This is a genomic window from Streptomyces sp. NPDC054887, from assembly GCF_053610585.1.
Genome location: NZ_JBSGYQ010000010.1, coordinates 1 through 15,017, shown reverse-complemented (window position 1 = coordinate 15,017; position 15,017 = coordinate 1). Strand labels below are relative to the sequence as shown.

The window sequence follows — 15,017 nt, the reverse complement described above, 5'->3', positions numbered from 1 at the left end:
GCACGTCGTCCCGAATCCGCTCCCGCGGTAGGAGAAACGCGCGTAGCATGCCACGCCGGAAGCACTCAGGCATCATTGCACTAGAGAAAGCATCGAGACGAGGGTGTGCAGGGTGGCCGAGCCTTATGATCCCGCCCCGGTTGCAGCTCGTCGGCTACCGCGCAGGTAGGCGGGTAGGCCCGAAGGAGGTGCCGGGTGTCTCCACGTGACGGTAAGCCGGGCAGGTCGGTTAGTGGTCTGCTGCCGCTAGTGGGGCGTAGCTGGGAGCTCGAGACGATATTGGCTACTGTGCGTGAGCGGCCTGCCGTCGTCACTATCGAAGGCGAAGCGGGGGCCGGTAAGTCTAGGCTGGCCGAGGAGGCAGCCGCCATATTGGGCGCTTCCGGTGACGAGGTTGTCACCGGGCTCTGTTACCCGCTCCGCGAGCCAGCTCCGGCCGGCCCTATCATTGACGCCTTGCGCCGGATGACTCCCGAGGCGGAAGACGCGCCCCTGGCTGAGGCCCGTGCTTTGCTTTTCCCGCAAGTGGCGCAGATGCGGGACCTAACCCGGGACTGGTCGGACGCACGTAGTCAACGCTTTCAGTTCGTACAAGCCGTACGCACGCTGCTCGAGAGTCTGAGTAGCGCTGTTCTGATCGTCGAAGACGTGCATTGGGCAGACGACCTGACCCGCGAGGTCCTCCTTGTGCTAGCGCGCGACCTCCCTCAATCCGTGGCCCTGTTGTTGACCTACCGGCGCGATGACCTTCCTACGGGCAAGCCGCTTCTTGGGGCACCGTACCGCCATCCCCCCGGAACCAGCGGTGTGGACATAGTTCTTGCCCCGCTGTCGGCGCAGGATGTCCGGAAGGCGGCGTCGATGGTCATCGGGGCACAAGCGGCCCCGGAATTGGCGCATCTGTTGTACGAGCGGAGTAAAGGACTTCCGCTAGTCCTTGAGGAAGATCTTCTTACACTCGGCCCGCATGCTCAGGTGGGCCGACTGGGGCAGACACAGCATCTACCCCTCGCTGCTGTCCTGGAAAGTGCTCCTGTCCCGCGTGCGCTGCGCGAAGCAGTTCTGGGACGCTTGGCTGGCCTGCCACGTGATGCGGTCGCCGTGGTACATGCCGCAGCGGTGCTGAACGTGGCCGCGTCGCAGGAACTCCTTGTCCAAGTGGCACGCCTTGACTCGTCCGCGGCCGAGGAGGGGCTGATCGACGCGCTCAACGCATCAGCTCTTATCGAGGGCGGCGATGGTACCTACGGTTTCCGGCACGGTCTGGCTCAACAAGTCGTCTATGAAGACATAGCCGGCCCATTCAGAAATCAGATGCATCGACGAGCCATCGAGGCGTTGCGAGCCCAGTCGACGCCGCCGCTGGTACAGATAGCTCATCACTTGAAGGCACTCGGCGACACACACGCCTGGCTGGGGCAGGCGCGGGCGACGGCGGAACAGGCCATCGCGGTGGGCGACGAGGGTACCGCAACCGCCATCCTCAAGGAGATGTTGCAGGAACCTGATCTCGGACCAGAGGAACGGGCGTGGACTGCCCTGGTCCTGAGCCTCATCACCCTGCACAGCGTCGATCTGACATCCGCCCGCGCCACGTTGCGACGGATAATCGCCGATCCTAACCTGCCAGTACCCGTACGAGGCCAAGTCCGAACGACATTGGCGACTTTCATAACCAGCCAGGACGGGGATCACACGACGGCGGACAACGAATTCAAGCAAGCGATTGCCGAGCTCCGGGAAGAGCCCCCTGGAGCACTGTTCGCCATGGCGATGTTGTCGCTTCCTGATAACCCCCATTCGCTCACGGAAAACAAGGCTTGGGCAGCCCGTGCGGAGGAGCTGAGCGCGGGCCACTCGCCCTCGGAGGCCTCCGTGTACGCCGAGTCGATGCGTCTCGTACTGGACGCCGCGTCCGGAGAGGACATGGATGTGTGGCAGCGGGTCGATCGACTGCCGCGCTGCGATCCCGACCCGGGCATCAGGCGGTCCGCCGCGTTGGGACTGGTTTTCGCGGGAAGCGCGGCCATGTTTCTCGGGCTCGACAGCCGTGCTACCCCCCTCCTTGAAGAAGGGGGGGACCTGGCACGGCGTTCCGGCAGCCCCGTGATCGACGCCTTCAGCCGTCACTACCTCGCCTGGATGGCGCTGCTGGGAGGGCGCTGGGATAGCCTGGAGGACAGGTTCACCGAGGTGTGCGACGAGTTTCCGGACATGCGGAGACTGCACATTGAACGCGCCCTCGCCACGGGTCTGCTGGCAGCGGCAAGGGGCGGCACCGAGCATGCCGTCGAGCAGTTCGATCACGCACTTACACATGCGGAAAAAACCGCCTACTGGCTGTGGCTGGTTCAGGCGGCTGCAGGCATAGCACGTATCCGCCTCAACCAAGGCGATGCTGAAGAAGCTTGGCGTGCCACCCTCACGGCCCAGTCCGCGCTTCGCCGTAAAGATCTCTGGACCACCGGATTGGGATTCTCTCCGGTACTAGTGGAGGCGGCCCTGAGCCGTGGCGCACCCCAAGCTGCAAAGGAGTGGACGTCCACTCTGGAGAACGGCTTGCGGGGAAGGAACGCGCCGGCTGCGCAAGCAGAACTGCTGCTGTGCCAAGCACTGCTCCTGCAAGGGAGCGAACCAGGCCGAGCCAGAGGGTTGTACGAGGAAGCCAGTGTCACTTACCGAACCATCGGCCGACCGTACGACGCGGCTCAGACAATGGAACGCGCGGCCGACCTGCGCACGGCAGACGACCGTGAAACCGCAGTCCAGCAGCTGCGTGGGGCGGCCGACGTATACAAGGCGTTGGGGGCTACATTCGACATGGCCCGTAGCGGCCACAAGCTGCGCACTCTTGGATACGGCTCCGTCACAGCCGTAGGCCGCCGGGGATACGGCGATCAACTGTCCCCGCGTGAACAGGAAGTGGCGGATCTGCTCGCCCAGGGCTGTGACAATAAAACCATCGCCGCGACCTTGTTCTTGTCCGTGCGTACTGTGGAACATCATGTGGCCAATGTTCTCAAGAAGCTCAAGGTAACGCACCGAAGTCAGCTCCACTGATAGGCCGCAGCCCATCAGTGAGCCCAAAGTGTGCGAAGATTTCCGGCTACCGTGTTCGCTCCGGTGCAGGGCCGGGTCTCCGCCTGGATGAGGAATCCGCGGCAAAAGTCTTTGGTGGGTGCTTCGAGACTGCCCGATCCGATGCAGCTCAACGCGGTGACCAACGGTGGAGGGGTCAGCAGGGGAACACGGTTGGCCGTCCGGCGGACCCTCACAAGTGCCAATTTGCTGGGCACTCCCGACACGAGGATTGAACATGGGCAGCTGCACCCATGCCTCGAGTGTCCTTTAGCTCTCACCCGACTCAATGCCCGCGGCGGCCGTCACCAGCACCTTCGACTCATGCGGCGCGGCAGTCTCAATGAGGCTGACAAGCTCACGCGGGGGTGTGAAGTTCTAGATCTCGCCGACCTTTACAGTCACCAACCGGTCAGCGTTCCAGGGTCCACGGAGTCGTGCATTCAGCTTGTGCCGGCCGGCCGCTCAGACCCTCGGACGCCCACCCAGCGGCCGTCCGAGGTCTGAGCGGCCAGGGGGGAGTCCGGTCGTGCGGCTCAGGGCGGCGCCGGAGGGGGCCCCGAACGTGCCCGGAGGGTCCCGTGGAAGCTGGCTCGCATGGTCTCGCCACCTGATGGGGAGGAGGCCTTCCCCGCTCGACCGTGACTATGACGTCTTGGTGGTCCGGACGGCCATCACTCGACCGCCCTCGGCAAGCCCTTCCCCCGTGCTCAGCCGCATGAGAGCTTGGCGTCCGCCCAGTCGGCGTGGTCGTGGGGTTTGCCGTTTCCGCCGTCGGTGACCACGAGCTTGAGCTCCTTGCCGCCGACGACGTTGGCACTCAGGCTACGGGCCGCATCAGCGCCGGTCAGCAGTCCGCTGTCGGCGACCTTGACACCATCACGGAACGCCTGGAAGACCACGGAACCATTGGTGGCCACTTCGTCGTCCACGCCCACCTGGGCGGTGAAGGAAGTGCAATTGCCCCCGAGAAAGTAGGTGATCTCGGACGCCGCGTGCACGCCCAGGCCCTTCGTGTAGGAGGTGCCGTTGATGGTGAGGGCCCGTCCGTCGCCGGCCGCCTGCTCACCGTTGCTCAGGTTACGCTCCACCGGCCCCCAACCGTTGATCTGAGAAGTCCAGGTGAGATCGGAGAGGGCATGTGTGCCGGCGGAGGGCCCGGTGCCGCATGAGAGCTTGGCGTCCGCCCAGTCGGCGTGGTCGTGGGGTTTGCCGTTTCCGCCGTCGGTGACCACGAGCTTGAGCTCCTTGCCGCCGACGACGTTGGCACTCAGGCTACGGGCCGCATCAGCGCCGGTCAGCAGTCCGCTGTCGGCGACCTTGACACCATCACGGAACGCCTGGAAGACCACGGAACCATTGGTGGCCACTTCGTCGTCCACGCCCACCTGGGCGGTGAAGGAAGTGCAATTGCCCCCGAGAAAGTAGGTGATCTCGGACGCCGCGTGCACGCCCAGGCCCTTCGTGTAGGAGGTGCCGTTGATGGTGAGGGCCCGTCCGTCGCCGGCCGCCTGCTCACCGTTGCTCAGGTTACGCTCCACCGGCCCCCAACCATTGATCTGAGAAGTCCAGGTGAGATCGGAGAGTTGATGGACACCTGTTCCCGGCGCTACCTGCGCGCTTGGGGTCACCCTGTACATCACAGTTGCATGGGGGGCGACGGAGGCGCTTATCGTGCCGCTGGTCGTGCTGGTCGCCTTGGACCAGAGGTCCTTGAGCGAGTACGAGGAGGCCCCTCCGATCCCGATCTCCTGTGCCGTAGTCGAGATCGTCGCTGTGGCGGCTCCCTCGTTTGTGAGCGTTACCGCCTGGGAGCCGTCAGCGAGTGACTTGGACATGACTACTAGGTCGCCCGTGCGGGAGACCACGGTGCCCTGGCGGCCGAGCAAGTCCTGGTCCACCGCAATGACATCACGATTGCCGAGAATGTCGAGCGTGGCGGCGGTTGCTGTCGTCAGGTCGGTTCCCATGAGCAGCGGGGCGGCCATCATCGCCCACAGGCTCATGTGGGTGCGGTATTCGGTGGGGGTCATGCCGCCGTTGCCGACCTCCAACATGTCAGGGTCGTTCCAGGCTCCAGGGCGGGCGTAGGAGGCGAGCGGCTGGTTGGCGCGCGCGATGCCGATCATGCTCGACCAGGTGTCGCGGATGTCGGGCGTGGTGCGCCATGAGTTGGCCACAGCGGGACGCCAGGAGTCGACGGGCAGTTGCGGTTCGCGGTGGATGCTGTAGAAGACGGGACGGTCCGTGGCAGCCAAGGCGTCGCGCATCTTGGTGAAAGCTTGTTCGGCGTTGACGCCGTCCTGGTCGGCCTGGCACCAGTCGTACTTAAGGTAGTCCACGCCCCAGGAGGCGAAGGTTTGGGCGTCCTGGCTTTCATGGCCGAGGCTGCCGAGCCTCCCTGGGTAGTTGTCCCAGATATTGGCGCAGGTCCGGGTGCCGGGGGTGGCGTAGATGCCGAGCTTGAGCCCTTTTGCGTGAACGTAGTCGGCTATCGCGGCGATCCCGCTGGGAAAGCGGATGGGATCGGGCTGCAGTCGGCCGCTGGCGTCCCTTTCGGGTGCCTGCCAGCAGTCATCGATGTTGACGTACTGGTAGCCGACTGCTTTGAGTCCACTGGAGACGATCGCATCGGCCGCAGCCTTGATCTTGGACTCGTTGATGTCGCAGCGGAAAGCGTTCCAGCTGTTCCACCCCATCTGGGGGGTGCGTCCCTGTCCGTTGTCGAGCGCTGATGCGGTCGGTGCGGAAACGGTCAGTGCCGTGACGGCCAGGGATACTGACACTGTGACGGCCAGAGCGGCGGCGGTAATCCGACGCCTGACGAGGGGACGATGTTTCATTTGCAGTTCTCCTGTCAGTGCTGTGCGACCGGGAGATGGATCGCGGAGACCTTTGTGGGTGCTCACCGCCAGGGCACGACTTCGGCTGCATGCCCGGTGCGAGCAGGGTGTCGTTCTGTGGTGCGGAGGGGTTACGGGCAACCCGCGCCGGACGTTCCTTCGTCCGTCAGTGTGGGAGCCCGGCGCCGCGTTCGCCGTTGCGGCGCTGCTGGATGACGACGGCGGCGACGAGCAGGACGCCCTGGGCGACGTTCTGCCAGAAGGTGTTGATGCCCTCGACGGTCAGGCCGTTCTCCAGGGCGCCGAGGAGGGCGACGGCGAGCAGGGTGCCGCCGACGCCTCCCTTGCCGCCCTTGAGGGCGCAGCCGCCTAGTGCGGCGGCGGTGATGGCCTTGAGTTCGAGGCCCTCGCTGCCGGAGACGGGCTGGCCGGAGCCGGTGCGGGCTGTGAGCAGTATGCCGGCGACGGCGGCGACGACGCCGATGAGGGCGTAGACCGCCACGAGGTACTTGTTGATGTTGATGCCGGCGAGGCGGGCGGCGGTGTCGTTGCCGCCGATCGCGTAGAGGTTGCGGCCGATGTCGGTGTACGTGAGCATCACGTGCACGGAGATCGCGACGACGATGAGGATCCAGACCATCACGGGCAGGGCGGCGATCTTGCCGCGTCCGAGGAAGACGAAGAAGTCGTTGTTGAGGACGTAGCCCTGGGCGCGGCCGTCGGACAGGAGTTGGGCGAGGCCCTTGTAGGCGGCGAGTCCGGCGAGGGTGGCGATGGTGGGGTTGACGCGGCCGTAGACGATGACGATGCCGTTGAGGACGCCGACCAGGACGCCGATGCCGACGGCGGCGAGCACGCCGACGAACGCGCTGGAGCCGGTGCTGGTGAAGACCATGGCGCTGACGACGGAGGCGACGCCAACCTGAGAGCCGACGGAGATGTCGAGGCCGCCGCAGATGATGACGACGGTCTGGACGATGGCAAGGAGGCCGGTGATGGTGGCCGCCTCGGCGATCACCTGTATGTTCGCCAGGCTCAGGTAGTTGTTGTTGAGGGCGCCGAACAGCCCGAGGACCACGACGAGCGCACCGATGAGGCTGAGGTTCTGTCCGCCGAGCGCGGCCAGAGGCGAGCGCTTGGGGGCCGGTGCCGGGGCCTTCGCGGTCTCGGCCGGGGAGGTGGTGGTGGTCATCGGGGGCCTCCATGGGCGGGGTCGGTGCGGGGCCGGGCGGCGGCCGGGGTGAGGGCGGCGTCGACGGTGGCGAGGTCGTCGGCCATGGCGAGGTTGAGGATCGACTCCTCGCTCGCCTCGCCGCGGCCGAGTTCACCGGTGATGCGACCGTTCTGCATCACCACGACGCGGTCGGCGAGACCGAGCACCTCGGGGAGCTCGGAGGAGATCACGAGCAGGGCGACGCCGTCCCGCGCGAGGTCGGCGATGATCCGGTAGATCTCCGCTTTGGCGCCGATGTCGATGCCACGGGTGGGCTCGTCCAGGATCAGGAGCTTCGGCCGGCGCAGCAGCCACCGGGCGAGGACGACCTTCTGCTGGTTGCCGCCGGACAGCTTGCGCACCTCGTGCTCGATGGAGGGGGTGCGCACCCTGAGCCGGTCGGAGAACTCCTGGGCGACGGCCTTCTCCTGGCCGCTGCGGACGAAGCGCAGCCGGCGCAGCCGCTCCAGGCTGACCAGGGAGGTGTTGTCACGGATGGAGCGGTGCAGGAAGAGGGCTTGCGCCTTGCGCTCCTCTGGGGCCAGGCCAATGCCAGCGTGGATGGCGTCCTTCGGGCTGCGCAGGCGCAGGGGCCGACCGTTCAGGGAGATCCGCCCGGAGCGCAAGGGTCGGTCGCCGGCGAGCGCGAGCCCTAGCTCCGAACGCCCGGCGCCCATCAGGCCGGCGAGGGCGACCACTTCTCCGGCCCTGATCCGGAGGCTGACGTCGGTGACGTCGTCGGTGGTGACGCCGTCCAGTTCCAGGACGACCTCGGCACGGGCGACGTCCTGCCGTACGAACAGCGAGGAGAGGTCCCGGCCGACCATCATCCGGACGACTTGGCTCTCGGTGGTCGCGGCGGCGTCGAGGACGCCCGCGGAGGCGCCGTCGCGGAGCACCGCGATCCGGTCCGCGAGCCTGAAGATCTCCTTCATGCGGTGGGAGACGTAGATGATCGCGATGCCCTGGGCGCGCAGCCGGTCGATCAGTGCGAACAGGGCCTCGGCCTCATTCTCCGCGAGCGAGGAGGTCGGCTCGTCGAAGGCGATGACCTTGGCCTCGCCGGTGAGGGCCCGCAGGATCTCCACCAACTGCCGTTGGGCAGCGGTGAGTTCGGAACCAAGCCGGTCGGGGTCGATGACCTTCTCGAAGCCGAGCCGTGCCAGGTCGGCGGTGATCCTGCGGCGCAGTTCGGCGCGGTCGAGGCGCCGGCCTGCCTTGCGGGGGAGGGATCCCGCGTAGACGTTCTCCGCCACGGAGACGTGGGGGATGATCTCCGGCTCCTGCGGGATGATCCGGATCCCAGCTTTGCGCGCGTCCTGCGGTGAGGCGAACGAGACCGGCGTGCCGTCGAGCAGGACACGGCCTCCAGTGGGCTGGTGGTCGCCGGTAAGGATCTTGAGGAGCGTGGACTTGCCCGCGCCATTCTCGCCCATGAGGGCGGTGACCTGCCCCGGGAGGAAGGTCAGGGTGACGCCGCCGAGGGCCTGGACGGCACCGAAGCGTTTGGTGATGTTCTCGACGGCGACACCGGCACCTGGGGTCGCCGGCGTGGGGGGGCGGGTGCCGGGTGTGGTCATGGTGGCCTCACGGACTGGAGGGACGGGAACGGACCGCCGGGAGCGCCGGGCGGCGGCGGAGGAGGCCACTACGGCGATGCGGCGGGCGGCCGGAAGAGAGGGCCGGTGCGGCGGGCGGGACGGGCCGCCGCACCGGTGTCAAGGTGCCGCGGTTCAGCCGCAGGTGACTCCGGCGGACTTCCAGGTGTGGGCGTCGACCATCGTGGTCGGGGCGAAGGCCTCCTTCGGGAACTCCTTGCCGTTCTTGAGCTTGTCGTACATCGTCTGCACGGCCAGGGCGCCGACGTCCTCGCCGTTGATGAAGAGCGCGGCCTTCATGCCGGAGGGCTTGCCGGAGCTCCAGTTCTTGCAGGCCAGGTAGGCGCCGAGGCCGACGCCGATGACGTCGTCGGCCTTGAAGCCGGCGTTCTCCAGGGCGGTGACGCCTCCCTGGACGTTCTCGTCGTTGCAGCCCCAGACCACCCAGTGCTTGACGTCGGGATTGGCGGTGACGGTGGCCGCGATCTTGTCCTGCGCACCGGTGGGGCTGTTATCCGTGGGAACGTCGATGTTCTTCACGGTGGCACCGGCGCCGGCGGCAAAGGCCTTCTTGGACGCCTTGACCCGGTCGGTGCAGACGGTGACGTCCTGCTTCCACGCGGAGATGGTGCGCGTCTCAGCGGGCTTCCAGCCGGCCTTCTTGAACTCCGCGGCAGCCCGCTTGCCGACCTCGCCGCCCATCTGCTGTCCACTGAATCCGATACGGGGCACCAGGTTCTCCGGCGGACAGGCTGACGGGTCGGGGCCGGTGGTGCAAATCTGATCGTCGGAGGTCAGCAGAGCGACCTTGGCGTCCTTGGCGAGCTGGGCGACCTGGGGTCCGACAGCCGGGTCGGGGACGACGACGATCAGGCCGTTGCTCTTCTGCGAGATCGCCGACTGGGCCTCGCTGATCGTCTTGTTGGCGTCGGTCCCCAGGTTGACCACCTTGAGGTCGATGCCGAGTTCCTTCGCCTTGGCCTTGGCACCCTCGGCCTCACCAACGAAGTACTCCTGGTCGCCCTGCTTCTGAAGGTAGGCGATCGAGGTCCGACCGTCGACCCTCTTGCCCTCTGCGGCGCGCCCCTTGGTCTCCTGACCACTCGAGCAGGCCCCAAGAGGCAGGAGCACTGAAATACCCAGGGCAATGGCAGTTACACCCCGGCGGTCACGTCTCGCGGCCATGACGGAACTCCTTAAATGGCGAAATGTCCAAGTCCATGGAAGCTGGCGATCGTTGCATCGAGGGCTTCGGGACCTGCTTCACATGAGGCAAAACCTCAACTAAATCGCGCAGAATCAAACGTGTTCCAACGCGGTGCCAAAAGAAAACATGGCAAGAAGGGGCGAGTCAACCGTGATCCGGAGGACACTCAAAGGATGGGTACTCCGGCAGAATTGGCCATATCGCATTGCTGCGCGACACCATCCACCCAGCCATGGCGGAAGCCCAGGCTGACCGTTTCGGATGCGCGGAGTGATCGACTCGGGTCAGGATGGACGGGCACGGAGTGCCCGCGGTCGCGGCGGCCACCCTGCTGGACCCGACCGCCACACCCCCCGGCCCGAAGCCCCCGTACTTCTCGTCGCACCAGTACGGGCTCGTATCCAGTTCGACGGACACACCGCCCAGGCCGACTCCCTGACGGCGAAGGAGGCACCGAACGCAACGCAGCCGAGCACCTCACAACGCTGCTGGCCACTTTCTGGCGGCCCCGTGCCACCCCGCCACCAGTACGCACCATTCCCTGCAGGCCATGCCATGACCGCCCCCTGCTATTCGTCGACGGCCACTACCTCCTGCACCGCGCCTGGTTCGGCTTCGTCGCCCGCATCACCAGCCGCGACAAGACCAACGACCGCACGGGCGTCTTCGGATTCGCCGCGCTCCTGCGCAAAGCCCAGGTCCAGCACGCCGACGGCTTCGAGATCTTCGTGGTCTTCGACTCCGAGGACGGATCCCAGGCCCGGGGCGACCAGGACAGCGGCTACAAGGTCCAGCGGCCCACCCCCGAGCCCGGCCTGATCGAGTCCCTCTCCCTGATCAAAAGGCCCTCGACCACAGCGGCATCCGGTGGATCGAACAGGACGGTTACGAAGCGGACGATGTCATCGCCACCCTGACCGCCGCCGCCCGCAGCGACGGCCCCGCGGTCGACATCATGACCACCGACAAGGACTACATCCAGCTCTTGGGCGACCTCAGCGTGCGCATGCTGAACACCGGTCGCGCTATGGAGCGCCGCTACACCGCCGGCGAGCACATCCTTTCCCTACGGCGTCCTCGCCGAGCAATGGCCCGATTTTCGCCCCCCGATGGGCGACCCCGCCGACAACATCCCCGGCATCCGCAGCATCGGCGCCCAGACCGCCGCCCGGCTACTGACCGAAGCACGCCGCCTCGAGAACATCCCGCCGACGAACTGCGCCCCACCTGGACGCAGCAGTGGCCGCAGGCCCTGTGGTGGCGCGAAATGATCAAACTCGACTGAAAGCGGGCCTCTCCCGACACCCCCCTCACAGCCGCACCTCCCTCGCCGCTGCCAAAGGCCGCACACGTCCTGGAAGCGCTCGGCCTGTGGTGACGCTGCCCAAGACCGCAATATGGAACTTCGACGGAACGCTCGACCACCGCCGGTACGGAACCTGGGCCGAGTGCCCCCTGGAGGTCCTGGACGTCCAGGAGCCCGGCCACCGCTGGACCTTCCCCGAGATGTTCGACGCTCTCGCCACCGGCTTCCCCTGGCACGCAGCACAAGAGCCCCACCCCCGCCTGAGCGACTCCGACACCTGGTGAGGTCACATCACCAGCGTCGTCGCCGAGGCACTCACCCATCTCGAACTCTCCCGCCCGCAGACCGTGGGTGCTGCGCCCCGCGCCGCCTACACCGGCCCCGCCGCGTAAAGCCTCTACCCGCAGACTCGGCGCGTCCCCCAGCAGCTCACCGCGCACGGCTGAAAGCACGTCCTCCCCTCCAACCACGTCCCCGAACTCCCCTGAGCTCCTGTCCGCCCTCGGGATCGACACCCGGTTCCAGGCAGTGATCAACTCCGCCGCCAGCGGATACGAGAAGCCCCATCCTCAGGCATTCCATCTCGCCCACGGAGCCCGGCCCCACACACCGGCTCGTCATGATCGGCGACAACCCCCAAGCCGACGTCACCGGGGCCCGCCGCGCCGGCATCGACGCCGTCTGGGTACGGCGCCCACAGCCTGGTGCACGCCTTGCCACCGGCCCGGTCAGGCCGCTTCCACGTCCTTTCGATCGGTGCCGGCGTCCTTTGACCATCGCTGGAGGCGACAACAGTCCTCCACATGGCATGGCCCTTTGTCAGCCCCCAAAGCCGTACCGTAGACGGCCTCCGATCGGCTTCGCCGGCTCTGGTGCGCCCCGTACCCGGGGCGTGTGAACGGTGGATGCGGCGGCGGAGTGGCCGGGTGGGCAGCCCTCTCGCTACGGGTTGTCGTGACTCGGTCTTCCCTCGATACCCATGGAACGGAATCGGGGTCACCTAAGAGTCCGCCATCTTTTCATGGAAATGTGACCTCAATGCAGTGGATTCGAGTTTGCACGTGTCATCACATTCAGGTTCCGTCCATAGGGAATGGACGACCTGGCCCAAGGCGCTGGCAAGGCCGGCCCCTAGAGGCCGTCCGCCCCGGCGCATCTGCCCGTCCGGTCCTGGCTGCCGTGCTCCACCTGCGCGTCAGCCTGGCCGCAAAACCCCTCGCCGTCCTCTTCGGAAGCGAAGTCAGGAGACTGCTCGTGGCAGACGGCAGCACCCTTGCACGAGCGGGCCTCTTATCCGCCGCCCTCGCGCTGCCCTGAGTGTGGACGTCAACCGCAAGAAAAAGGCGTTGTGCTGCCGATCTGCAAGCCTTTCAGTCTCGCCGTCGTCCGTATGAGGGTCGTTTTCTAGGGGGGCGCCTATTGAACACCCATGAGAAATCGCGTGTGCGATGCAGTGAAATTTGATCGACAGTGGTATTGACTAGAGCGCTTTTCTTGCACAGGTTTGGTCTTCTCATTAGCGAGGGGTGTGATTTACCCGAGAGGGAAGGGAAAGATCTTTGAAACGCATCGCAATCGGCCTGAGAGTCAGACCGCCCGCAAGGGCGCTGTTCGTCGTGCTGGCACTGCTGCTGGCGGCGGCAGGGACGACTGTCCCGGCGCACAGCGCGGGCTCGGGCACCATCAGCGTGGACCAGATGTCCTACAAGCCGGGCGAGGCCCTGACCGCCTCGTACACCGCCTCCCAGCCTTCCAGTACCAACTGGATCGGCATCTACCCCGACAACGTGCTGGATCCGGCCTCCGCGCCGCCGGCCGCGTGGTGGAAGTACGCTCCCTCGGCCTCGGGCACGGTGGAACTGCCGACCGACACCCTCACCACCCGGGGATACAACATCTTCCTGTTCGCCGACAACGGGTACACCCAACTGGCGAAGAAGCACTTCTGGGCCACGGCCGAGGCGGAACGGACCGCGCAAACCAGCGTCGTCTGTACCGGTCAGACGCGCTACGGGCAGGGCCAGAAGTTTTCCGTCTCTTACGCCACCACCAAGCCGTCGGCCACCAACTGGATCGGCATCTACCCCGAGAACGAGCTCCCGGACGGCACCCCGGCCTCCACGACGTGGCAGTACGCCCCGGGGGGATCGGGAACGCTGACCTTCGGCAAGGTCCTTCCCGCCGGGCGGTACAAAGCCCACTTCCTCGCGAACGACGGCTACACCAAACTGATCGAACCGGCCACCTTCGTGGTGGGTTCCAGCCCTGTCACGACGAGCCAGAACCTGATCGTCAACGGGGGTGCCGAATGCGCCAACGGCTCCACCTCAGGGATGGACGCGGTGACGCTGCCCGGCTGGGAACTGGTCGGTGGTCCCACAGCCATCCGGTACGGCGTCTCGGGTCACCAGGGAACGAGCACTCCCGGGCCCGCGGAGCGCGGCACGCAGTACTTCCAGGGCGGCTCCGCGCACGCCTCCCGCATCGCTCAGACCGTGGACGTTTCGGCCGCCGCCGCGCAGATCGACGGTGCCGGCGCGGATTACGACCTCACGGGCTGGCTCGGCGGGTACACGAGCTGGGCCGCCACGGCGACGGTGAAGATCACCTTCCAGAACGGCAGCGGCGCGACGGTCGGCTCACCGGCACAGATCGGACCGGTCACGGCCGCCGACCGCGGTAATGCCACCAAACTGCTGGAACGGACCACATCGGGCACTGTCCCCGCCGGCACCCGGAAGATCAGAGTCGAGCTCGACATGCCCGGCGAACCGGGCTCCTGGTCCGGTGGCGCCCAATCGGGCCGCTGGAACATGGGCGCCGCGGACAACCTCTCCCTGACCTTGTCCGTCCCCGGCCTCACTCCCGCCCCACTCCAGCCGCCCGCCTCCAGCGTGCCCCAGCTGGACCACGTCTTCGTCGTCATGATGGAGAACAAGAACCACTCCGACATCATCGGCAACAGCGACGCACCCCACATCAACGCCATGGCCGACAACCACGTCGTTCTGGCGAACTCCCAAGGCGCCACCCGACCCAGTAACCCCAACTACTGGGCCATCGCCGGCGGCAGCACCTTCGGCCTAAAAGCCAATGCGTTCCCCACAGCCCAGGGCACCTTCGACTCACCGCACATCGGCCAGCGCGCCGAGGACGCCGGCAAGACCTGGCGGGCCTACGGCGAGAGCGCGAGGTTCCCTTGCGACCTCGAACGTAGGGCTCTGACCTCACCTTCCGAGGCCTACTACGACCCGGACAGCGTGCCCTTCCTGTTCTTCAAGGACCTGAAGTCCACGACGCGCTGCGAGGACAAGCTCAAGCCGCTCACGCAGCTGGACACCGACCTCACCTCGGTCGCGAGCACGCCCAACTTCGTCTGGTTCGAGCCCAACTCCTGCAACTCGATGCACGACACGCCGTGCCGCAACCCTTCCAGCGGTCCCGACCAGTGGGTGAAGGACACCACGGACAAGATCTTCGCCTCTCCCGCGTGGCAGACGAAGAAGTCCCTCCTCGTCTTCACCTTCGATGAGGACTGGGGCCCCTCCACACAGCAGATCCCCACCATCGTCGCCGGTTCCCCGAACCTGACCAAGACCGGCTTCGTTTCCCAGCAGCACGCCACCCACTACAGCATCGGCCGCACCATCGAACAGGGTCTCGGCCTCAAGCCCATGACCCAGAACGACCAGTTCGCCCTGCCGCTCAACAACATCTGGAAGTAGCCCCCGAGGGGCCGATGGAGAGGAGCCCCCGCCGGAACGTACAGTTC

8 protein-coding genes and 1 pseudogene are annotated in these 15,017 nt (G+C 66.3%); 5 read left to right on the top strand and 4 right to left on the bottom strand.

Annotated features, from left to right (window positions below; translation table 11 throughout):
- Positions 1-195 precede the first annotated feature (195 nt).
- Positions 196-3,060, top strand: a complete 2,865-nt coding sequence (locus ACWGH0_RS07850; protein ID WP_453403278.1) for a helix-turn-helix transcriptional regulator — start codon at positions 196-198, stop codon at positions 3,058-3,060.
- 728 nt (positions 3,061-3,788) lie between these two features.
- On the opposite strand, the gene ACWGH0_RS07845 is transcribed toward ACWGH0_RS07850, so the two are convergent.
- The 4 genes from ACWGH0_RS07845 to ACWGH0_RS07830 form a co-directional block, all read right to left on the bottom strand.
- Positions 3,789-5,921, bottom strand: a complete 2,133-nt coding sequence (locus ACWGH0_RS07845) for an NPCBM/NEW2 domain-containing protein (RefSeq protein ID WP_453403277.1) — start codon at positions 5,919-5,921, stop codon at positions 3,789-3,791.
- 166 nt (positions 5,922-6,087) lie between these two features.
- Positions 6,088-7,113 carry an ABC transporter permease gene (locus tag ACWGH0_RS07840; RefSeq protein ID WP_453403276.1) on the bottom strand — a complete coding sequence of 342 codons (1,026 nt, stop codon included), beginning with the start codon at positions 7,111-7,113 and terminating at the stop codon, positions 6,088-6,090.
- A complete protein-coding gene (locus ACWGH0_RS07835; RefSeq protein WP_453403275.1) occupies positions 7,110-8,714 on the bottom strand; it encodes a sugar ABC transporter ATP-binding protein in 1,605 nt (534 codons plus the stop codon). The genes ACWGH0_RS07840 and ACWGH0_RS07835 overlap by 4 nt, the downstream gene beginning before the upstream one ends.
- Positions 8,715-8,867: 153 nt before the next feature.
- The gene (locus ACWGH0_RS07830) at positions 8,868-9,863 is read right to left on the bottom strand and encodes a substrate-binding domain-containing protein (protein WP_453403274.1); all 996 of its coding nucleotides are present in this window, start codon (positions 9,861-9,863) and stop codon (positions 8,868-8,870) included.
- A gap of 69 nt (positions 9,864-9,932) precedes the next feature.
- Between ACWGH0_RS07830 and ACWGH0_RS07825 the strand changes: the two are divergent.
- The 4 genes and pseudogenes from ACWGH0_RS07825 (at position 9,933) to ACWGH0_RS07810 (ending at position 14,970) form a co-directional block, all read left to right on the top strand.
- Positions 9,933-11,224, top strand: a pseudogene (locus ACWGH0_RS07825) (hypothetical protein).
- Positions 11,225-11,310: 86 nt separating this feature from the next.
- Positions 11,311-11,529: a hypothetical protein gene (locus ACWGH0_RS07820; protein ID WP_453403273.1), complete on the top strand. Its 219-nt coding sequence runs from the start codon at positions 11,311-11,313 to the stop codon at positions 11,527-11,529.
- 281 nt (positions 11,530-11,810) lie between these two features.
- Positions 11,811-12,143 carry an HAD hydrolase-like protein gene (locus tag ACWGH0_RS07815; protein WP_453403391.1) on the top strand — a complete coding sequence of 111 codons (333 nt, stop codon included), beginning with the start codon at positions 11,811-11,813 and terminating at the stop codon, positions 12,141-12,143.
- Positions 12,144-12,804: 661 nt separating this feature from the next.
- A complete protein-coding gene (locus ACWGH0_RS07810; protein WP_453403272.1) occupies positions 12,805-14,970 on the top strand; it encodes an alkaline phosphatase family protein in 2,166 nt (721 codons plus the stop codon).
- The last annotated feature ends 47 nt before the right edge of the window (positions 14,971-15,017 follow it).